Here is a 20,735-nt window from a genome sequence, read left to right as displayed (position 1 = left end):
CCACCCCCTTCGCAAGCGTGTGAAATTCAGTACGGATAGGATGTAAGCTATGGCGATTTCGATGGGAGGCGGCGGCGAGACGCCCATGTCGGACATCAACACCACGCCGCTCGTCGACGTGATGCTGGTGCTTCTGATCATCTTCCTCATCGCGGTCCCGGTCGCGATCCAGACGATCGATCAGTTGGAAATCCCGGTTCTCGAATCGGTCGAATCGAAGGACAAGGTCGAGAACCTTCTCCTGACTGTCAGCACCAGTGACGAAAACGGCCTCAGCGCAGGCGATTCGGGATATGCCGGCGCCTCGCGGACGGGCGAATGCCGCGTCTACTTCAACAACATCACCCCCGTGACCTCGGAAGAACTGTACGACCAGGCGTTCGAGCGTCTCGACACCATCGTCCAGCGAGCCGGCGGTCCCGAAGCGATCATGAACGATCCCGAGGCGATCCCGCAGGTGCATATCCGCGGCGACGTCAACGCTCCGTGGTCCTGTGTCGCGGGTGCAATCTACAACATCCAGGCTGCCGGTTACCCGACTGTCGGCTTCATCTCGAACCCGATCGACCCGAACGGCTGATCGCCGCGAGGCGTATCGGTCCCGGTTCAAGAATTCAGGAGTAACCCACCATGGCAATGGCAGGCGGCAAGGATGATGGCGCCCCGATGATGGAAATGAACATGACGCCGTTGATCGACGTCCTGCTCGTTCTCCTCATCATGTTCATCATCACCATCCCGGTCGCGACGCACTCCGTCGATATCGACCTTCCACAACCCAACCCGAACCCGCCCCCGGTCGATGTCGAGCCTGACAAGAACAAGCTGATCCTCACCCAAGACGATCGCATGCTTTGGAATGGCACGGAGATCAATCAGGGCGACCTCGTGAACCTGTTACAGCAGTCGACGACGATCAATCCGGAACCCGAGCTTCAGTTCGAACCGGAAGCTCTTGCCAGCTACGACCTGTCGGCCCGCGTGCTGCAGATCATCAAGGCGAGCGGCGTGACCAAGTTCGGCTTCGTCGGCAACGAGCGCTACCGCACCTTCGGCAAGGCCGGAATGCAGTAAACCGGTGTTCGTTTTTAGAACTCGAATGAGGGGCGGAGCGATCCGCCCCTTTTTCTTTGCCTGAACGGCTTGCCAGTAACCATTGGCAAGCCCGAGTGACATGGCTCTTGACCTCTTCAACCGTATTGTGATGTTATCACATTAATTGGAAAAGAGGAGACTGCCGATGCCGTACCCGGCCCATTCCGCGCATGCCCGCCCGCCGATGTTCAGCGACATGAATGTCACGCCCTTTATCGACGTGCTGCTGGTGCTCTTGATCATGTTCATAATGGTCATCCCCATCGCTACCCATGCCCTCCTCATTCCGCTTCCCGAGGGGCGCGGCGAGTTCGAGGTACGCGACACTAACGTGGTCCATATCGATCGCAACGACAGGCTCTACTGGAACGGCGCCGCGCTCAACCGCCAGCAATTGCTCAACCAGCTCGTCACCGCCGCCGAAGTCCACCCGCAACCGACCCTGCGCTTCGAACCCGATGCTCGCGCCAGCTATGCAACCTCGGCCCGCACCATCGCGCTGATCAAGGATTCGGGCACCGAGAACTTCGCCTTCGTCGGCAACGAGCGGTACAAGGACTTCGGGCGGTGACATGGTTGACGGCCCGTCGCCGGGACCGCCGGCGCTATAGGCCGCCACCCATGCCGGTAGATGAGCCGATCCACCGGATACCGCACCTGCCCATCCTGATATTCTGCACCGTCGTGACCTGTGCCTTGCTGCTGCCCAATGGTTTGCTCAGGTCGCATGCAGTAATGATCGATCTTCCGTTTCACTTCGCTACACCCGAGCTCGCACTAGGCTTCCCGACCGACCGGATTGTCCTCACGGAAAAGTCACAGACACTTTGGAATGCTGTCCCCGTCACAACGGACGAATTGACCGCGCTTCTGGTCGAGCGAGCGGAGCGCGGCGATAGGTCGGGACTGGTCTTCGATCCCAGCGGATCGGTCGATTACGACAGCGCCCTGCGCGTTCTGGCGCTCATCAAGGCCACCGGGAATGCCGAGGCCGGCTTCTGCTTTGGAGACCTCTCCCCCTATCGCGGCTTCGACAAATACCCCGGCCCGCCGATACCGCACGGGGAGAGCGATATGCGGCCCTGCCATCCTGCCGCCGACAGCCGGTTCGACCGGCCGCCGCGCATGCCGGGAATAGTTACAGCTCCGGCAAATCCTCCATCCGCATAGCCGCGCCCGCAAGGCTTTCCGCCTCGAGAAGAAGCTCGTCGTCCACCGACCCTTGCGGCGTCGCCTCGCGCCCGATCATCACCATAACGGGCACGGCAAGCGGGCTGACGCGATCGAGTTCGACATGGACCAGCTGTTCCGCCGACCGGTCGAGCAGATCGCCCAGGCGCCCCACATCGGTCATCCGCGTCCGCGCGTCCGCCCATGCGGCCTCAAGCAGCACATGGTCGGGCTCGTATTTGCGCAGCACGTCGTAGATGAGGTCGGTCGAGAAGGTGACCTGCTTGCCCGTCTTGCGCTTGCCCGGATGCTGGCGTTCGACGAGCCCGCCGATCACCGCCACCTCGCGGAAAGCGCGGCGAAGCAAATGCGAGTTCTGCACCCACTCGATAAACTCGTCCTGCAGGATGTCGGGCGAAAGGAGCGGCGCGGGATCGGTCACCGGTTTCAAGCCCCAGACCGCTAGCGAATAATCGTTGGCAACGAAGCCGCCCGGCAGCAGCCCGCGATCCTCCATCCGCCGCGTAATCAGCATGCCGAGGCTCTGGTTCGCGTTCCAGCCCTCGAACGTATAGTAGACGCTGTAATGCCGCTTGGCATGCGGGAAGCTTTCGACCAGCAATTGCCCCGGCCCCGGCATCTGGCTGCGCCAGTCCTGCACCTCCAGCCATTCGCGCACATCGTCGGGAAAGCGCGCCCAGCCCGCCCGGTCGACCAGCATGGTGCGCACCCGCTCGGCCAGATGGGTGGTCAGCGGCATGCGTGCGCCGCCATAGCTCGGAATCATGGCATTGGAGGTCGAGGCCTTCACCAACACCTCCATGTCCTGCAACTTGACCACTTCGAGGCTCATGCCAGCGAAGGCGAAGGTATCGCCGGGCGATAGCTGCGCTGCGAAGCGCTCCTCCACCCTGCCGAGACTGCGCCCGCCGCGGCCTCGTCCGGAGTTGATCCGCACCTCCAGCATCTCGCCAACCATGATGATGCCGGCGTTGAGACGGTGCCGCGCGGCCTGCTCGGGATGGGTCAGCCGCCACACCCCCTCCTTGTCACGCACAATGCGTTTGAACTTGTCGTAGGCCTGCAGCGAATAGCCGCCGGTGGCGACGAAGGTCAGCACGCGCTCCCACACCTCCTCGTCAACCCAGGCATAGGCAAGGCTGGACCGCACTTCGGCAAGCAGCCGCGTCTCCTCGAAGGGAGCCGCGCAGGCGCAGGCCATCACGTGCTGGGCGAGAACGTCGAGGCCTCCGGGGCGGAAGTCCTCGCCGTCGCGCTTGCCCTCGTCGACCGCTTCCTTGGCCGCAGTCGCCTCTAGGAATTCGAAGCGATTGCCTGGCACCAGCAGAGCTCGGCTCGGCTGGTCGAGCCGGTGGTTGGCGCGCCCGATTCTCTGCAGCAGGCGCGAGGATCCCTTGGGCGCCCCCATCTGCACGACGAGGTCGATATCGCCCCAGTCGACACCCAGATCGAGGCTGGCGGTTGCCACCAGCGCACGCAGCTCGCCGCGCGCCATCGCGCCTTCCACCTTGCGCCGCGCCTCTTTCGACAGCGAGCCGTGGTGGATGCCGATGGGGAGGTTTTCCTCGTTCACATCCCACAGGTGCTGGAAGATGTATTCGGCGAGGAAACGCGTGTTAGTGAAGACGAGTGTCGTGTTGTTTTGACGGATTTCCTCGTAAAGCTGCGGGATCGCCCAGGTTGCCGCATGGCCGCCCCAGGGCACGCGCTCTTCCTCTGGCAGGAGAATTTCGACCTCGGCAGGCGCGCCTTCCTCCCCCTCGACCAGTTCCACGCTGTCGAGATCGCCCCAGGGCGCGAGCCACTCGCGGAAGCCTTCCGGGCCAGCCACGGTGGCGGAGAGGGCTGCGCGCTGCATGTCGGGCGCGATAGCCTGCAGGCGGGAGAGCGCCAGCGCGAGCAGATCGCCGCGCTTGCCCGTCGCGAAAGCGTGGACCTCGTCGATCACGATGCGCTTGAGCCCGGCAAACATCTCGAAACTGTCAGGATAAGACAGCAGCAGCGAAAGGCTTTCCGGCGTGGTCAGGAGGACATTGGGCGGCCGCGTGCGCTGGCGCCTCTTGCGGTCCGACGGCGTGTCCCCGCTGCGCGTCTCGACCGTGATCGGCAGCCCCATCTCCTGCACCGGCGTTAGGAGGTTGCGCTGCACATCATGCGCCAGCGCCTTGAGCGGAGACACATAGAGCGTGTGCAGACCCTCGGGCGGTTCGCCTCCGGTGCGCGAAGGCGCAAAGGCGGCCAGCGTCGGTAGGAAGCCCGCCAGCGTCTTGCCTGCGCCGGTGTCGGCGACGAGCAGCGCGTGCCGCCCCGCATCGCTCGCGGCGAGCATCTCGGACTGGTGCCGCCGCACACGCCAATCGCGCGCCGAAAACCAGTCGGCAATTTCGGGAGGGATTGCGGCCGCGCTCACCAGACTAGAGCGCGGCGGGCGCTTGCCGGTTCCTAATGCCCGACGCTTTCGCCGCGTTCCAGGCCGCTCAGCTTGAGCTGCTCGTCTATCTGGCCGACGAGGCGCTCAAGGCCGTCCTCGCTATCGCTCTCGGCGCGCGCCACTAGCACATCCTGCGTGTTCGAGGCGCGCAGCAGCCACCAGCCGTCCGCCGTGTTGACGCGGACCCCGTCGGTGCCGTTCACGTCCGCGTCGGTGCCACGGAGGCGCGCCTTGACCTCTTCAATCGCGGCGAACTTGCGGCTTTCGTCGACCTGGAAGCGCATTTCGGGCGTGTTGATCATCTGCGGCATGTCGCTGCGCAGTTGCGTGACCGATTTGCCCAGCCGCGCCGAGGCCGCCAACAGGCGCACACCGGCGTAAAGCGCATCGTCGAAGCCGTAATACTCGTCGGCAAAAAACACGTGGCCGCTCATCTCGCCTGCGAGCGGAGAGCCCGTTTCCTTCATTTTGGACTTAATGAGGCTGTGGCCGGTCTTCCACATCAGCGGTTCGCCCCCGCAGGCCGCCACATGGTCGTAGAGCGCGCGGCTCGCCTTCACATCGGCAATGATCGTCGCTCCGCTGCGGGTTCTTAGCAGGTCCTCGGCATAGATCATCAGCAACTGGTCGCCCCAGATTACCCGTCCCTCACCGTCGATCGCGCCGATCCGGTCACCGTCGCCATCGAAGGCCACGCCGAAATCAAGGGATTTTGCGGAGACCAGGCTTTTCAAATCTGCAAGGTTTTCCTCGACAGTGGGATCGGGATGATGATTGGGAAACGCGCCGTCGACCTCGGCAAAGAGGACATGATGCTCACCCGGCAGTTTCGCCACGAGCTTTTCGAGCGCGGGTCCGGCCGCCCCGTTGCCCGCGTCCCAGCCGATGCGCATGCCTTCGAGCGCGCCCGCGTCGATCCCGTCGAGCGCGGTCAGCATGCGCGCGACGTATTCGTCCATGATCTCGCGATCCTCGACCGCGCCCGCCCCATCACTCCATTCGCCTGCGGCCGAACGACGCCCCAACTCCTGGATGTCGCTGCCGAAAAACGGGCGACCCTGGAACACCATCTTGAAGCCGTTGTAATTGGGGGGATTGTGGCTGCCGGTTATCTGGATGCCGCCGTGCACGTCCTCGTCGCTTGCCTCGGCGTAATATAGCATCGGGGTCGCCCCCAGCCCGACGCGCACGGCATCGCAACCGCTCGCGGTCAGCCCTTCGACCAGCGCGTGTTCGAGCATAGGCGAGGACCGGCGGCCGTCATAGCCCACCGCCACGCGGCTGCCGCCCGCTTCGCGCAGCATCGAACCGAAAGTCCGGCCGATCGCGCGTGCGTCGTCCGCCCCCAGCGTTTCCCCGATGATCCCCCGAATGTCGTATTCACGCAGGACGGTGGGATCGAATGTATGGGTCACTGGGGAGGCTCCGGTGGTTCTTGGGGCGGCTCGTAAGGAAGTTCATTAAAAAGAAGGTCGCGGGCAGCGTTGAGTTCCTGCATCGCGTCCTTGCTGCCGCCCTTATCGGGATGGCTCATGGCCGACAAGCGCCGGTGCGCCTCGCGGATTTCCTTGTGACCGGCGCGCTCCGATACGTTGAGCAGCCGCCGTGCGCGGAAGAGCGCCTGCTGGCGGGTCGGCACAGCGCGCAGGTAATCCCAAGGCCATTTACCGAGCGCCCAGCGGCACAGGACCGAGAGGACGGCCAGCAGCATCAGGAACTTGATCATACGTGGACTTCTTCCAGCGGCAGTTCGTGTTTCCTGGGCTCGGGCAGGCGCAGCGCCTGCATCAGCTGCCGCAGCTCCTGCCGGGCGACGAGGTGGCTGGTGCCGAGATCGCCCAGATGCCCCTTGTCGAGCAGCGTCAGGCCGGAGGGGAACAGCTCGCGATAGATGACGCGTTCGGACAGGCCGTTCGAGACGCGGAAACCGACGCGCTTGGACATTTCCTTGAGCGCGTCCTCGATCCGTGCCCGGTTGCGCGCCTCGGTGTGGCCGGTGCGATTGCGCACGACCACCCAGTCCATTTCGGGCCGGTTTTCCTCGATCGCCTTGCGGCTGCGCTTGATCCGCGCTTCCCAGATAAGCTCGGCGTAGAAGGACAGTTTGCGAACCTTGAAGCTTTCGCCCTCAACTTGGCCGATCAGGTCGAAATCGACGAAGCTGTCGTTCATCGGCGTGACCAGCGTATCGGCATGGGTCGCGGCAAAGCGCGCCAGCGGATCGTCGCGGCCCGGCGTGTCGATGAGGATGAAATCGGCATCGGCCGCATGCTTTAGCACCAGTTCTCCGAATTCCTCCTCGGGAATGGGCGGGACGGTGAAGCAATCGATGGTCGGCAGGTTGATGAGCCGGCGATGCGAGGTTTCGGCGCGGTTCTCGATATAGCGGTCGAAGGTGCGCTGACGATGGTCGAGATCGAAACCCACGACCTTCGCGCCCTTGTAGGCGAGCGCGATCGCCACATGCACCGCCGTGGTCGATTTGCCCGTGCCGCCCTTTTCGTTGGCGAAGGTAATCCAGTGAGGCGCGGCGTGGGGCAAAAGCGGGTGCTCGTCTTGTGGTTTTGCAGAATGCCCCGCAATCGCTAGGGCAAGATTTTCGAAACCATATCCGAGGGGATTCCGCGTTGCAAACGGCTTGCACACTGGAAGTGTTGAGGAATTCGCTGTCTGTCCTGCGGCGGGACGGTGGCCGTGTGTCGCTCGTGCCTACAATGGGCGCTCTCCACGAAGGACATCTGACGCTGGTCCGGCGGGCCAGAGAGGCGGCCGAGCACGTTGTCGCCTCGATCTTCGTCAACCCGCGCCAGTTCGGCGCGGGCGAGGATCTCGACGCCTATCCGCGCCAGCTGCAGCGCGATTCCGAGTTGCTGGAGGCGGAAGGCGTGGCGCTGCTCTGGGCGCCCATGCCCGACGAGGTGTATCCGCAGGGCTATGCGACGAACATCTCGGTTGCGGGCGTGTCCGAGGGGCTGTGCGGCGGCGACCGGCCGGGCCATTTCGACGGGGTCGCCACCGTGGTGTGCAAGCTTTTCAACCAGGTCATGCCCGACATGGCCTTCTTCGGCGAGAAGGACTGGCAGCAGCTGGCAGTCATCCGCCGCATGGCGCGCGACTTGGACCTCACGCTCCCGCATGTCGATGCCATCCACGGCGTCTCAATCGTGCGCGAGGAGGACGGCCTCGCGATGAGCAGCCGCAATGCCTATTTGTCGGAAGAGCAGCGCGCTTCCGCCGCAAGCCTGCCGCGCGCGATGAAGGACGCGATCGCAGTGCTCGCCGAAGGCGGCCAAGCCGACCGACCGCTCGGCAATCTGCGCGAGGTCTTGCAGGTATCCGGGTTCGAAAGCGTCGACTACGCCGAGCTACGCGATGCCGGCAGCCTGGATCGGCTCGAGGCGGACAATGGCAACGCCCGCCTCTTCGTGGCCGCACGGATCGGCGGGACGCGGTTGATCGACAATATGCCGGTCAGCCGCGCCGCCTGATACCTAGCTCCAGCTACGCTTTCGTAGATCGTCGAAGCTGTGGCGAACGAGCAGTTCGCCATTGCGCCAGACGGGCTTCAGTTGGTCCGCCGACGGATCGATCGAGTCGAGCCTTTTGGCGACCAGCCTGCCGCCCTCTTCGACCACCGCCTGGCGCCCAGCCTTGCTGGCCTTGCTCGGATCGGTGGCGGGCTTTTTCGAGACGTCGTGCCAGCTGTCGTCCTCGACCTGCATCGCGTTCGCCTTCATCGCGAAGCGCAGCGTGTCGCGGTTGACCAGCTGGAGCAGCCCGCCGCCCATACCGAAGGCGATGTTGTCGACCGCGAAACCGGCATCGCCGACCGCCTGCACAAGGCGCGCAATGCTCTCAACATTCATGCCATCGCCTTGAATCACGCGAACATGCGGGTCGAGCACCTTGTAGCCCTTGCTGTTCGTCTGGCCGCCAAACAGGTCCCACAGCTTTTGAAGCGTGCGCAGCGGCGTTTCGACCGGATCGCCGCTGTCGGGACGAACGACCAGCGTGCCCTTGCGGTTCAGGACCTTGTTCCGAAGGCTGTCGCCCCAGATCTTCTCGACCGCGTGATCGAGATCGTAACTGTCCGAGACCACCGCCACGAGCGCGTTATCACCTTCGAAGCGGTCGAGCATGTTCTTATAGGCCGCTTCCTCGCGCTCCCGCCCCCAGCTCGTCATCGTGCTGTGCTCGGCCGCAGGGATCGAGAAGCCGGGCATGTCGGCCCCGTAGAACCGCCGCGCGGCAAGGATGCCTTCCAGCGTATCGGTGCCGCTGAAATTGACGAGATGCGCCAACCCGCCCAGCGCCGCGCTCTCCGCGCTCGACACGCCTCGCGCGCCGAAATCGTGCAGCTTGAAGGGCAGCTGGCCCGCCGGATCGTCGCTCGTGCGGTCAAGGCCGGCGGCGATCACGCTCTTGCACTTGCGGCTGAGCGTGCCGACCGTGGTGGGATACCACACGGCGCGCAGCAGGGCCGTTTCGATGAAGGTCGCCAGCCACGGCATGCGCGGGTCCGTGTTCACCACCTGGAACAGCGGAACCGAGGTCGGCACCATGCGCCCTTCCTCAAGCGCGCTGATCTCGATCGGGAGGTACCCTCCGTGATCTTCGAGGATGGCCTCCCAGCATTCGCGGTTAAACGGAACGCCATGCGCTTCGCACAGCGCCGCGGCTTCCTCGATATCCTCGCGGCTCAAAGGCTTGGCGAGATAGTCGAGCAGGAAGGCCTGCAGCCCTAGGAACAGGACCTCGTCCGCGAAATCGTTGGTGCGGCTCTCGCCATAGGCGCTGATCGCACGCGCTTCGGGCGGGTACTGGAGGAAGTGGCTGTGCTTGTAGCTATCCGTCGACAGGATGATGTTGTTGGCCATGATGTGAACTCCTCACGTTTGGCTTTGCATTTGGTGCGGAACTCCTCCGAACCGGTGAAAATTCTAGAAATCTGCCATCTGCTCGATGATCGACCAGTGGTCCTCGAACATCTGTTCGGGGCGTAGCTCGCCGAGGCGATACCATTGGGCATGGGCCGCATCGTCACCGCCCTTGACCAGCGCCAGCTCGCGGCGCTCGGGCAGGCGGAAGAGGAAGGCGTGGGTGATGATACGGCCGCGCAAGGACCGGCTCGGCGCATCGAAGACGCGGGTTTCGCTGTCCTCGATGAAGCTGGCCAGCATGGCCGGCGGGATCTGGCCCTTGCTGTCCGAAATGCTTGTTTCCTCGCGCAATTCTCGGATCGCCGCGTCGCGGATGCGCTCGTGCTTGTTCACGAAGCCGCCGGGAAGCGCGAGCAGGCCCTTGCCGGGTAGCTGGCCGCGCTCGACGAGCAGGATATGCCCCGCTTGGACCACCACCGCATCGGCTGTGACGAAGGGTCCCTCGCCCCATTCCTGCGGATAGGCGTCGAGATATTCGCGTTCGGCCAGCAGCCGCCGGAACTCCGCGCTACGGGCGAAATCCTCGAGCTGCCCGGCTACGCCCTTCGACAGCGCGCGCTGCGGTACTTCGGGAATGCGCTGGAATAAGCGCTCGCGCACCTCGGTCGCGCCGAAAGTGGAATCGCTCGATTCCAGCTGGATCGAGCCCCATTCGGGAAAGAGCTTGAGGTAATAGCTCGTGTTGTCCTTGCCGAAACCGGCGAGGACCACGCTGAAATCCTGCTTCCCGTGCAGGCCAAGCCCCTCCGGATTGCCGTCGCGCAGGATCACCTCGTTAACGCGGCGCTGCGCCTCGACGACCCAGGCAGTGTCGGAATAGAGATGGTCGTCGAGCGGCTGAACGACGATACGCCCCTGCGCCAGTTCATAGGCGAAGGACCCGCGCAGCATGTGCTCGCGCTCTTCGAAGGTGAAGGGGTTGCGCGGATCGCGCGCGACATTGGCCGACCCGACCAGCACGATCAGCTTCGCAACGCGTTCGAGCGCATCGCGGATAATGTGTTCGTGACCTAGGTGTAGCGGCTGGAAGCGTCCGATAAAAACGCCGTAATCGGCTTCGTATGCCATGATCGAGCCTCCCTCGATTGACGTGTGCGCCAATGGACTCCCCACCGACGCATACGTATGTGATACAGGATCACGGCGAAGTCAATTGTTCGTTTCGCAACAGGCACTTGCGCCAAGGTACGGTTAGTTTTTCCATCGCTGTCCCCGCATCGGGTGACTGGCAAATCAGCATTTTCTAAAATAGAGGCTGAAGTCCGTTTAGGGCCATCGAATGCCCTTCGGGTTGCCTGGCCGGATGCGCGCACCTCCCCGCTCGCATCCGGCCATTTCATTTGGGCGGCAGCGGATTGCTTGTGCGGATTGGGGAGAGTGGAGCGGGTAAGGGGAATCGAACCCCTCTAGCCAGCTTGGAAGGCTGGAGCATTACCACTATGCTATACCCGCATCCCGGCGGCTTGGCCGTTAGAGCGGAGGCGCAGATGCCACCGCGGCAGGGGTTTCGTCAACAGCTCATTGCACCGGTGTCTTGGCAGGAGCCGGTGTTGCCTTTCTGGCAGGGCCCGCGCCCTCTTCCGCCGTCTCTTCAGACAGGGTCTCGATTAGCGTCTGCTTGCGCTCCGCGTTGCGACCCGTCTCGATAGTAACCTCGACCCGGCGATTGGTGGCCCGCCCCTCTTCGTTGGGCGAACCGTCAGGCAGCGCGTTGGGCGCGAGCGGGTTCTGCTCGCCGAAGGCAATCACCGTGATTCGCGCCTCGTCGATACCGTTTTCGACGAAGAAATCGCGCACCGCTTCGGCGCGTTCGCGCGACGCCTCGAGATTGTCTTCGTCCGAACCGTCCGAATCGGAGTGGCCGCGCAGGACAATCGCCCCGCCCGCCTCCATCTGCGGGGAATCGACGATGGTCGCCAGTTCGGCGCGCACCGCTTCGGTCAGCTCGGGCATGCCGTCGGCAAAGGACAGCGTGGTTTCGAGCGGAGGCAGCGTGGGAGCGGGCAGGACGCCTTCACCCGCTTCGGCGGGATCTTCGCGGAAGATCGAACGCGGTCCGTCATCGGCGGTTGCCGCCGGATCGGGGGCCTCCTCCTCCTTCGTCCCGCAGCTTGCGAGCACGAGCGCGCCCGCCAGAGCGGCGCAGATCTTCGCCGTATACCTTACCCGCCTCATGTCGGCTGAACTCCCTGTTTCTTGCCCGCCTTCTTTGCCGCCATTTTTCCCGCCGTCTTCGTCTGCGGGGGCGAGAAGCTCAGGATTACGTCGCCCGCACGCGGCTCGGGCTTGGCGGCGTGGGTGAAGAAGCGGATCGTGCCGTTGTCGCGCACCAGCAGCAGCATGTTGGCGGCGTTGGGCAGCTTCTCCTGCATCTTCTCGAAGTCGAATTCCTCCGACAGGCGGGTCTTGCGGAAGACCCAGCCCTGACGCTGGCGCTCGCTCACATCCTCGACCCCGAAGCCGCTTTCGAACAGCGCGCGGCCGCGAAGAGAGGCCGGCAGTGCGTGGCGATCATCGCCATCGGCACTTTCGCCCAGCTGGAACACGCTATCGCGGCCAATCTCATGCGCGAACTCGTTGCAGACCAGCGCGTTGTAGGCCTCGTTCTCGGTCGCCGCGACAAGGTTCTGGTAAGGCGCGAGTTCAAGATTGTGCTCGGTCGCCTCATTGAGAATTTCGCCGTGATAGAAGGAGATGCCCTTCTGCCGCGCGAGCGCAAGGCGCTGCCAGCTTGGGTCCACGACAAGTACCGGCGCCTTCATGTCTTTCATCTGTTCGGCCAGCGCGATAGTCCAGGGCGTGCTGCCGACGATCAGCATGCCCGGCCGCGTCACGCCCTTCACCTTGAGCAGCTTGGCCACGAAATCGACCGAGAAGCCATGCGCGACGATGGTCACGACAACCACCGCGAAGCTGAGGCCGATGAGAAGGTTGCCATCGGTGAAGCCAAGGTCCGAGAGGCGCAATGCGAAAAGGCCGGAAATGGCCACGAGAACAATCCCGCGCGGCGCGATCCAGGCAAGGAACAGCCGCTCGTTCCAGGGGATGTTGCTGCCGAGCAGGCTCAACAGGATCGTCGCAGGGCGCACGAGGAAAAGCAGCGCCAGCAGGAACCAGGCTATGGGCCAGTTGATGTAGCGCACGTCCTCGATGCTGAGCGAGGCGGAGAGCAGGATGAAGATCCCCGAGACCAGAAGGACCGCGATGTTTTCCTTGAAGGGATGTATCGATCGCAACGAGGTAACGTTCATGTTCGCCAGCGCCACGCCCATCACGGTGACCGCGACGAGCCCGGCCTCATGCTCGATTAGGTTGGAGATCACGAAGACGCCGATAACCGCGGTGAGGAGGACCGGCACCTTGAGGTATTCGGGCACTGCGCCGCGCGGGAAGGACCAGGCAATCGCGAGCGCCGCGACATAGCCGATGAGGCCGGCGAGGATCGCGGCGATGATCAGCGGCGGGACGACTTCGAAGAGCGAGGCACCCGGGCTTTCGGCGACTTTGCGGAAATATTCGTAGGCGATGACGGCGCACAGCGCGCCGGTGGGATCGTTGACGATCGCTTCCCACTTCAGGATCGAGGCGGGCCTCGACTTGATCGAACTCTGGCGCAGCAGCGGGATCACCACAGTCGGTCCGGTGACGACAAGGATGCCGCCGAACAGGATCGCAACTTCCGGGGCAAGCCCGGCGATGTAGATGCCGGCGAGCGCGCCGAAGAGCCAGCCGAGCACCACGCCGATGGTCGCCAGCCGCGCGACCGCTCCACCGGTGTGCCTCAGCTCGCGAAAATCGAGGCTGAGACCGCCCTCGAACAGGATCAGCGCCACGCCGACGGCGACGATAGGTTCAAGCAACTCGCCAAAGGCGTGCTCCGGATCGAACACGCCGAAGACCGGCCCGGCAAGGAAGCCCGCGGCCAGCATCAGCACGATGGCCGGCCAGCCGGTACGCCACGCGATCCATTGCGCCCCGATGCCGAGAATGCCCACCAAGGCTATGACGAGTGTCTGTTCCATGCCCCTCGAACGCTTGCGACCTCACGAAAGGCCGGCTCGTCCCATCAATGCCTTAGGAGCGGGAAATATCCAAGGCCGCGCTGGAAAACCTCAATCGCCCTCGAAATCCATCAGCGCCGCGACCGCTACGCCGACCTTTGCGAGCTTAGCCGCTCCGCCAAGGTCGGGCAGGTCGATGACGAAGAAAGCATGGTCGACCACCGCACCGGCCTGCCGGAGCAGCTTGGCCGTCGCACAGGCGGTGCCCCCGGTGGCGAGAAGATCGTCGACCATCGCCACACGCTGACCCTGGCGCACCGAGGCCGGGTCCAGCTCCAGCCGGTCCGAACCGTATTCGAGCGCATAATCGACCGAAATCGTTTCGCAGGGCAATTTGCCCGATTTGCGTACGGGCAGGAAGGGCAGCGCCAGTTTAGCCGCTACCGCTGCCCCGAAAATGAAACCGCGCGCCTCCATGCCCGCAATCGCTTCGGCACCGCTTTGCCGCACGCGCGCCGCCAACCAATCGACGGTGGCGGCGAAGCCATCCCCGTCGCCGATAAGCGTCGTGATGTCGCGGAACTGGATGCCCTTGATCGGGAAATCCGGGATGGTCCGGACGAGCTCTTTGAGTTCCTGCGGCGTGATGGGCTTTCTCCCGGTAACGAAAACGCCCCTCGCATCGCGGGGATGGAGGGGCGTTTCAAGTTTGCTGTGCGAGAAGCGCTTACTTCTTCGGCTTCACCGCCGACCAGATCTGCTGCTTCGACATATAGGCCAGAACGGTAGCGAACAGCAGGAATATCAGCACCGGCCAGCCGGTCTGCTTGCGCTTCACCATCGTCGGCTCGGCGGTCCAGGTGAGGAAGGCCGCAACGTCCTTGCTCATCTGCTTGATCGTTGCCTCGGTCCCGTCGTCATAGGTAACCTGGCCGTCCATGCCGATGGGCGGAGCCATGGCGAGGTTGAGGTTCGGGAAATAGGGGTTGTGATAGAGGCCCGGGCCCGGAGCCGCTTCGGGATGCTCTGCGAGCAGTTCGGGCGAGGGATCCTGGTAGCCCATCAGCAGCGAGGCAACGTAATTGGTGCCGTCGCCACGCGCCTTGGTCATCAGCGAGAGGTCGGGCGGGATCGCGTTGTTGTTCGCCGCAGCCGCCGCAACAGCGTTCGGATAGGGCGACGGGAAGTAGTCGGTCGGGAGACCGGGCCGCATGGTGTCTTCGCCGGTGTTCGGATCGATGCCCGGAACCTGTTTGGCAGCGGCATAGGCCTTCACTTGGCCTTCGGAATAGCCAAGCTGTTCGAGATCGCGGAAGGCCACAAACTTGAGGCTGTGGCAGGCCGCGCAGACCTCGTCGTAGACCTTGAGGCCACGCTGGAGCTGCTGCTGGTCCCACTTGCCGAAGGGGCCATCGAAGGACCAGGCAAGGTCCATCGGCTTTTCATAAGGCAGGTGTCCGGCAGGCTCTTCGGTGGCAAGCGCGATGAGGCCGATAACGAGGGCCCAGAGCGCTGCGGCCGCAAACACGAGGCCGACGAGCATTGCAACGAGGCGGACGCTGAGGAGTTTGAGCATGACCTTTTAATCTTTCTCGTATCGCTTAGACGGCCGGCGACGTGTTTTCGCCTTTGACGACCTTCTTGTCCGAGCCGAGCACGGCTTCGGTGATCGAATAGGGCAGCGGTTCGGGTTTCTCGACGCTCGAGACGATCGGCAGGATCACCAGGAAGTGGAGGAAGTAGTAAGCCGTCGCGATCTGGCTGAGTATCACGAAGGGCTCTTCCGCCGGGGCGCCGCCGCAGACGAACAGGACTGCCATCGCGGGGATCAGGCCGAACCAGAAGAACTTGCGAAACAGCGGACGATAGTGGCCGCTGCGCACTGGCGACTTGTCGAGCCAGGGCAGGAAGAACCACAGCAGGATCGACGCGAACATCGCGATCACGCCCATCAGCTTGGCGGGCACGATGAGGAAGTCGACCGTGAAGGCGCGCAGGATCGCGTAGAATGGCCAGAAATACCATTCGGGGACGATGTGTGCCGGTGTCGAAAGCGGGTTCGCCTCGATGTAGTTGTCCGGGTGGCCGAGCGCGTTGGGCATGAAGAAGACCAGCGCAAAATACAGCAGCAGGGCGATGCCGAGGCCGAAACCGTCCTTCGCCGTGTAATACGGGTGGAAGGGAACGGTGTCGCTTTCGCTCTTGATCTCCACGCCCGTCGGGTTCGACGAGCCGGGGATGTGCAGCGCCCAGATGTGCAGGATCACGACGCCCGCGATCACGAAGGGCAGCAGGAAGTGCAGCGAGAAGAAGCGGTTCAGCGCGGCGTTATCGGGGGCGAAACCGCCGAGCAGCCAGACTTGGATAGGCTCGCCCACCAGCGGGATTGCGCCGAAGAGGCCGGTGATGACCTTGGCACCCCAGAAGCTCATCTGGCCCCAGGGCAGCACGTAACCCATGAAGGCGGTGGCCATCATGAGGAGGAAGATGACGACGCCAAGCAGCCAGATCATCTCGCGCGGGGCCTTGTAGCTCGAATAAAACAGGCCGCGGAAGATGTGGAGGTAGACGACGATAAAGAAGAAGCTCGCGCCGTTGGCGTGGGCATAGCGCATCAGCCAACCCCAGTTGACGTCGCGCATGATGTGCTCGGTAGTGGCGAAGGCGACCTGCGCATTCGCCGCATAGTGCATGGCGAGCACCACGCCGGTGACGATCTGCACCACGAGGAAGAAGCCGGCGAGGACGCCGAAATTCCAGAAGTACGAAAGGTTGCGCGGGACCGGATAGCCGGCACCGACGGCGTTGTAGACGAGGCGCGGAAGCGGCAGCTTCTCGTCGAGGAACTTGGTCAGACCGTTCTTCGGTTCGTACTGGCGTGCCCAGGGAAAGCTCATGTGTCTGTCTCTCGTCTTCTAACTCAGCCGACCTGGATGACCGTATCCGAGGTGAACTCGTATTCCGGCACTTCGAGGTTGGTCGGCGCCGGGCCTTTGCGGATGCGGCCGGCGGTGTCGTAGTGCGAACCGTGGCAGGGGCAGAAATAGCCGCCAAACTCGCCCTTCACTTCGCCTTCGGCAGCGCCCAGCGGCACGCAGCCGAGGTGGGTGCAGACGCCCATGGTGACGAGGATGTCCTCGTGCCCTTCCTTGGTGCGGTCGGCGAGGCTCTGCGGGTCGCGCAGCGAACCGGTGGCGGTGGCGTTGGCGGCCTGGATTTCCGCAGGCGTGAGGCGCTTTACGAAAAGCGGCTGCTTGCGGAACACGGCCTTGATAGCCTGGCCCGGCTCGATGGCCGAGATGTCGACTTCGGTCGAGCTGGCGGCAAGCACGTCCTTCGACGGCGCCATCTGGCTGACCAGCGGATAGACCACGGCGAGACCGCCGATGCCTGCCGCGCTGACCGCTGCGATATCGAGGAAATCCCGGCGACGGATACCGTCTTCGGTGGTGGTCACCGTCTCGGGGGTAGCGGTTGCAGTCGTGTCTGCCATCAGCGCCTTGCCTTGCCTGCCTTACATACCGCGCCATGAAAGCGCGGCGGAGAAAATTGTTGCGAACCTGACCGGAGCGGGAACCGGCTGCACTCGCATAGGCGGATTCAGCCTGCGCGAAAGCCCCCGGTGTTCCGGTTTGGACGCGCCTCTAGCCTCTCTGTCGCGCGTTGCCAACCGCCATTTTGGCAACACCGATGCCGGTTCGGGCAAGCGTGAGAGCGCCTCGCCTGCGGCTGGACGTTACGGCAGGGCGATGGCGCTGATCTGGCGTCCGGCGGTCGGCTCGCCGCGATGGGTAGCCCGGCGATAGGAGAAGAAGCGCGCCTCGTCGGCATAAGTGTCGAGCCCGAGATCGGCGATTCGCCCCGTGCCTGCGGCCTCCAGCCGGTGCGCGGCATAAGCGGGCAGGTCGAACTGCCAGTGCTCCTCGCGGCCCGGTGCGAAGAAGCGATCATCTGCCTCGTCGAACTGCGCGCGGAAGGATTCGCCCACCTCATAGCTCGCCTGCGCGATGGTCGGACCGATGACGGCGGTGATGTGCACGCGGTCCGCGCCGAGGCTTTCCATCGCTTCCAGAGTTGCCTCCAGCACACCGGCGCGCGCGCCTTTCCATCCCGCATGGGCGGCCCCGACAACCCCGGCCTCGGCATCGGCAAAGAGCACCGGCGCGCAATCGGCGGTGACGATGCCGAGCAGGAGGCCGGGCCTGTCGGTGACCATGGCATCGCCTTCGCGCACCTCGCGGCCTGCTTCGCGCATCACGCAGACATCGGCAGAGTGTACCTGCTTGAGTTTAACCAGCGGCGCGCCGGGCAACACGTCGGCGCTTTCCAGCCCCGCGCGGTTCGAGAAGCCATGCGGCACCGCGCCGAGTGCCGCGCTGGTCAGCACCTCAGCCAAGCGAGCGGGTGACCTGTTCGAAGGTGTCGCGCGAGAGCTTGGGCGCGGCGGCGATCCGCTCCAGCTGCTCGCGCATCAGGGCGCTGCGCCCCGGCTCCATCTTGCGCCAGCGACCCAGGGCAGGGATGAAGCGCGCCGCGGTCTGGGCGTTGATCGGATCGAGTTCGAGGATCAGATCCGCGATCATCCGGTATCCCTCGCCGCTCGCATCGTGGAAGCCGTGTGGGTTGGCGGCGAAGGCCATGTAGAGCGAGCGCACGCGATTCGGGTTCTTCATGGTGAAGTCCGGATGGTCGGCCAGCGCCTTTACATGCTCGATCACCTTGGGGTGCAGCGACATGGCCTGGAGCGAGAACCACTTGTCGGTCACCAGCGCATTGCCCTCGTAACGGTTGTAGAAGTTCATCAGCCGCGCCGTGCGCTCGGCGCTGTCGATGCCGGTCAGCACCATCAGCGCGCCTTGCCGGTCGGTCATATTGTCGGCCCGGTCGTACTGGTGCGCGGCAAGCTCGGCGGCCTTTTCGGGATCGCTGGCGGCGGCATAGACGAGGATCAGCGTCTTCAGCTTGCGCGCCCCCTTGGCCTCGGCGCTCATCGAATACGGCACCTTCTCGGCGCGATCGTAGAGGCGATGAAGCTTATCCCTTAGAGCGCTGCCGATAGCGCCCTTCAGCTCCTCGCGTTCTGCAAAGATGCGTCCCGGATCGGCGGCCTCGATCTGCTCGGAGATATAGGTCTGGCTCGGCATGGAAAGAAGCTCGCCGCGCATGAGGTCGTCGAGCGCTTCGTCCTCGACGATGGTCTTGAGCGCCGCGACGATATCGCTGCGACCCACCTCGCGGCCCGCATCGGCAAGCGCGTCCGTGCTGGCGGCCACGAGATGGCCGACCATCAGGTCCTGCATCGCCTCGTAGCGCGCGAAGGGATCGTCGTCCCGCGCGGCAAGGAAGACCAGATCCTCGCCCGAAATGTCGCGCTGGATGGTGACGGGCGCGGAGAAGCTGCGGTTGATCGAAAGCACCGGCTTTTCGGCAAAGCCGCCGAAGCGGAAGGTGTCGCTCGCCTTGTCGAGCACGATCAGCTGCTCATCAGAATGCGTGCCGCTGGCCCGATCGAACAGCGCGATCTTCAGCGGGATCGGCATGGGTTGCTTGTCCGACTGACCCGGCGTGTCGGGCACGGTCTGGGTGAGGGTCAGCACCGCTTCGTCGCCTTCATGCGCAAGCTCGACCGCCACCTTGGGCGTACCGGCCTGGCTGTACCAGAGGCGGAACTGGGCGAGGTCCATTCCGGTGCCGTCCTCGATCGAACTGACGAAATCCTCGCAGGTCGCGGCCTCGCCGTCGTGGCGGTCGAAATAAAGATCGGTGCCTTTGCGGAAGGCCTCTTCGCCCGCCATCGTGCGCATCATGCGGATGACTTCGGCGCCCTTGTTGTAGACGGTCGAGGTGTAGAAATTGCTGATCTCGCGGTAGCTGTCAGGGCGGATCGGATGCGCGAGCGGGCCCGAATCCTCGGGGAACTGCACGCCGCGAAGGACGCGCACGTCCTCGATACGCTTGACCGGCTCGGACCCCATGTCCTGGCTGAAGAGCTGGTCGCGCAGCACGGTGAAGCCTTCCTTCAACGAAAGCTGGAACCAGTCGCGGCAAGTGATGCGGTTGCCCGACCAGTTGTGGAAGTATTCGTGGCCGATCACGCCTTCCACCCCGTCGTAATCGCCGTCGGTGGCGGTTTCGGGGTCGGCCAGCACGTATTTCGTGTTGAAGACGTTGAGGCCCTTGTTCTCCATCGCACCCATGTTGAAGTCGCTTACCGCGACGATGTTGAAGAGGTCGAGGTCGTATTCGCGCCCGAAGACATCCTCGTCCCATTTCATGGAGCGCTTGAGGCTCTCCATCGCGTGTTCGGTGCGCTCGAGGTCGCCATCGCGGACATAGACGTTCAGCTCGACCTCGCGGCCGTTTATCGTCGTGAAGCTGTCGGTTCGTGCGACGAGATCGCCCGCGACCAGCGCGAAGAGATAGGACGGCTTGGGCCAGGGATCGTGCCATTCGGCCCAGTGGCTATCGCCCTCCTCGCCGGTTTCGACGCGGTTGCCGTTGCACAGCAGCACGGGGAACTGGGCCTTGGGTCCGCGCATCCGCACGGTGTAGGTGGAGAGGACATCGGGGCGGTCGGGGAAGAAGGTGATGCGGCGGAAGCCTTCGGCCTCGCACTGGGTACAAAGCATCCCCGAAGAGGCGTAGAGACCCATCAGTTGCGAATTCGCGCCGGGCTGGATCTCGGTGACGATTTCGAGTGTGTGCTTATCGCCCTCGAGCGTCACAACGAGGTCGTCGTTATCCATCGCATGACCCGCACACTCGCCGCCATCGCATTTCAGGGAGACGAGCGCGATGCCATCGCCGTTGAGGCGGATGGTGGGCGAGGGGTCTGCGTCGGGGTTGCGCTCCACCTCCATCCGTGTGGTGACGCGGGTCTTCTCGAGGCCGAGCACGAAGTCCATGTGCGTCGTCGGCACGAGCCAGGGGAAAGGCGTGTAATCCTCCCGGCGGATGATCGCCGGCTCTTTCGGTTCGACGGCGGCGTCGGCCATCTCGATATTGCCATCGGGGGTTGCGGGGGTGCGTGCAATATCCATGGTTTTCCTGTCATTTCCGGGTTCGTGAGCTAATACG

Annotated in this window: 19 protein-coding genes and 1 tRNA gene; 5 read left to right on the top strand and 15 right to left on the bottom strand. The window is 63.9% G+C overall.

Going from position 1 to position 20,735, the window contains the following annotated elements:
• Window positions 1-49: 49 nt before the first annotated feature.
• From ED21_RS05995 to ED21_RS05980, 4 genes are all read left to right on the top strand, one after another.
• Entirely contained in the window at window positions 50-580 is a 531-nt protein-coding gene (locus ED21_RS05995; RefSeq protein ID WP_006832951.1) for a biopolymer transporter ExbD, read from the top strand.
• A 50-nt stretch (window positions 581-630) separates the two neighbouring features.
• Window positions 631-1,074, top strand: a complete 444-nt coding sequence (locus tag ED21_RS05990; RefSeq protein WP_006832950.1) for a biopolymer transporter ExbD — start codon at window positions 631-633, stop codon at window positions 1,072-1,074.
• Window positions 1,075-1,240: 166 nt separating this feature from the next.
• Complete coding sequence (locus tag ED21_RS05985) at window positions 1,241-1,666, top strand: biopolymer transporter ExbD (protein ID WP_006832949.1); 426 nt, start codon at window positions 1,241-1,243, stop codon at window positions 1,664-1,666.
• Window positions 1,667-1,716: 50 nt separating this feature from the next.
• Window positions 1,717-2,265 carry a biopolymer transporter ExbD gene (locus ED21_RS05980; RefSeq protein ID WP_156787312.1) on the top strand — a complete coding sequence of 183 codons (549 nt, stop codon included), beginning with the start codon at window positions 1,717-1,719 and terminating at the stop codon, window positions 2,263-2,265.
• Here ED21_RS05980 and ED21_RS05975 read toward each other — a convergent pair.
• The 4 genes from ED21_RS05975 to ED21_RS05960 are packed head-to-tail and all read right to left on the bottom strand — an operon-like array spanning window position 2,234 to window position 7,258.
• The gene (locus ED21_RS05975; protein ID WP_006832947.1) at window positions 2,234-4,696 is read right to left on the bottom strand and encodes a ligase-associated DNA damage response DEXH box helicase; all 2,463 of its coding nucleotides are present in this window, start codon (window positions 4,694-4,696) and stop codon (window positions 2,234-2,236) included. The two genes, ED21_RS05980 and ED21_RS05975, sit on opposite strands and share 32 nt — an antisense overlap.
• Before the next feature lie 32 nt (window positions 4,697-4,728).
• Window positions 4,729-6,132, bottom strand: a complete 1,404-nt coding sequence (gene pgmG, locus ED21_RS05970) for a phosphoglucomutase/phosphomannomutase PgmG (protein WP_006832946.1) — start codon at window positions 6,130-6,132, stop codon at window positions 4,729-4,731.
• Window positions 6,129-6,443 carry a J domain-containing protein gene (locus tag ED21_RS05965; protein ID WP_006832945.1) on the bottom strand — a complete coding sequence of 105 codons (315 nt, stop codon included), beginning with the start codon at window positions 6,441-6,443 and terminating at the stop codon, window positions 6,129-6,131. Before ED21_RS05965 ends, pgmG begins: the two co-directional genes overlap by 4 nt.
• Entirely contained in the window at window positions 6,440-7,258 is an 819-nt protein-coding gene (locus ED21_RS05960; protein ID WP_006832944.1) for a division plane positioning ATPase MipZ, read from the bottom strand. The genes ED21_RS05965 and ED21_RS05960 overlap by 4 nt, the downstream gene beginning before the upstream one ends.
• A gap of 86 nt (window positions 7,259-7,344) precedes the next feature.
• Between ED21_RS05960 and panC the strand changes: the two genes are divergently transcribed.
• Window positions 7,345-8,205 (top strand): pantoate--beta-alanine ligase, encoded by an 861-nt coding sequence (gene panC, locus ED21_RS05955; RefSeq protein WP_034921506.1) that lies wholly within the window; start codon window positions 7,345-7,347, stop codon window positions 8,203-8,205.
• Between the two features lie 3 nt (window positions 8,206-8,208).
• On the opposite strand, the gene ED21_RS05950 is transcribed toward panC, so the two are convergent.
• The 11 genes from ED21_RS05950 to pepN form a co-directional block, all read right to left on the bottom strand.
• On the bottom strand, window positions 8,209-9,594 hold the full coding sequence (locus ED21_RS05950; protein ID WP_006832942.1) for a nicotinate phosphoribosyltransferase: 1,386 nt from the start codon (window positions 9,592-9,594) through the stop codon (window positions 8,209-8,211).
• A 63-nt stretch (window positions 9,595-9,657) separates the two neighbouring features.
• Window positions 9,658-10,725: a bifunctional nicotinamide-nucleotide adenylyltransferase/Nudix hydroxylase gene (locus tag ED21_RS05945; protein ID WP_006832941.1), complete on the bottom strand. Its 1,068-nt coding sequence runs from the start codon at window positions 10,723-10,725 to the stop codon at window positions 9,658-9,660.
• A gap of 310 nt (window positions 10,726-11,035) precedes the next feature.
• Window positions 11,036-11,109 (bottom strand) — tRNA-Gly (locus ED21_RS05940).
• A 66-nt stretch (window positions 11,110-11,175) separates the two neighbouring features.
• Window positions 11,176-11,832, bottom strand: coding sequence for an OmpA family protein (locus tag ED21_RS05935; RefSeq protein WP_006832940.1), 657 nt, complete (start codon window positions 11,830-11,832; stop codon window positions 11,176-11,178).
• Window positions 11,829-13,679 carry a sodium:proton antiporter gene (locus tag ED21_RS05930; RefSeq protein ID WP_006832939.1) on the bottom strand — a complete coding sequence of 617 codons (1,851 nt, stop codon included), beginning with the start codon at window positions 13,677-13,679 and terminating at the stop codon, window positions 11,829-11,831. Before ED21_RS05930 ends, ED21_RS05935 begins: the two co-directional genes overlap by 4 nt.
• A 90-nt stretch (window positions 13,680-13,769) precedes the next feature.
• Window positions 13,770-14,306 carry an adenine phosphoribosyltransferase gene (locus ED21_RS05925; protein ID WP_034921503.1) on the bottom strand — a complete coding sequence of 179 codons (537 nt, stop codon included), beginning with the start codon at window positions 14,304-14,306 and terminating at the stop codon, window positions 13,770-13,772.
• Window positions 14,307-14,385: 79 nt separating this feature from the next.
• Complete coding sequence (locus ED21_RS05920) at window positions 14,386-15,234, bottom strand: cytochrome c1 (protein ID WP_006832937.1); 849 nt, start codon at window positions 15,232-15,234, stop codon at window positions 14,386-14,388.
• A gap of 25 nt (window positions 15,235-15,259) precedes the next feature.
• Window positions 15,260-16,555, bottom strand: coding sequence for a cytochrome b/b6 (locus ED21_RS05915; protein WP_006832936.1), 1,296 nt, complete (start codon window positions 16,553-16,555; stop codon window positions 15,260-15,262).
• A gap of 23 nt (window positions 16,556-16,578) precedes the next feature.
• Window positions 16,579-17,151, bottom strand: a complete 573-nt coding sequence (gene petA / locus ED21_RS05910; protein ID WP_006832935.1) for a ubiquinol-cytochrome c reductase iron-sulfur subunit — start codon at window positions 17,149-17,151, stop codon at window positions 16,579-16,581.
• A 243-nt stretch (window positions 17,152-17,394) separates the two neighbouring features.
• Window positions 17,395-18,054 carry a peptidoglycan editing factor PgeF gene (pgeF, locus tag ED21_RS05905; protein ID WP_006832934.1) on the bottom strand — a complete coding sequence of 220 codons (660 nt, stop codon included), beginning with the start codon at window positions 18,052-18,054 and terminating at the stop codon, window positions 17,395-17,397.
• On the bottom strand, window positions 18,047-20,698 hold the full coding sequence (gene pepN / locus ED21_RS05900; protein ID WP_006832933.1) for an aminopeptidase N: 2,652 nt from the start codon (window positions 20,696-20,698) through the stop codon (window positions 18,047-18,049). Before pepN ends, pgeF begins: the two co-directional genes overlap by 8 nt.
• Window positions 20,699-20,735 lie beyond the last annotated feature (37 nt).

Source organism: Erythrobacter sp. SD-21, assembly GCF_000181515.1.
GTDB lineage: Bacteria > Pseudomonadota > Alphaproteobacteria > Sphingomonadales > Sphingomonadaceae > Qipengyuania.
Note: the sequence above shows the minus strand (reverse complement) of the source record. Positions and strands in the feature narration are given on the sequence as shown.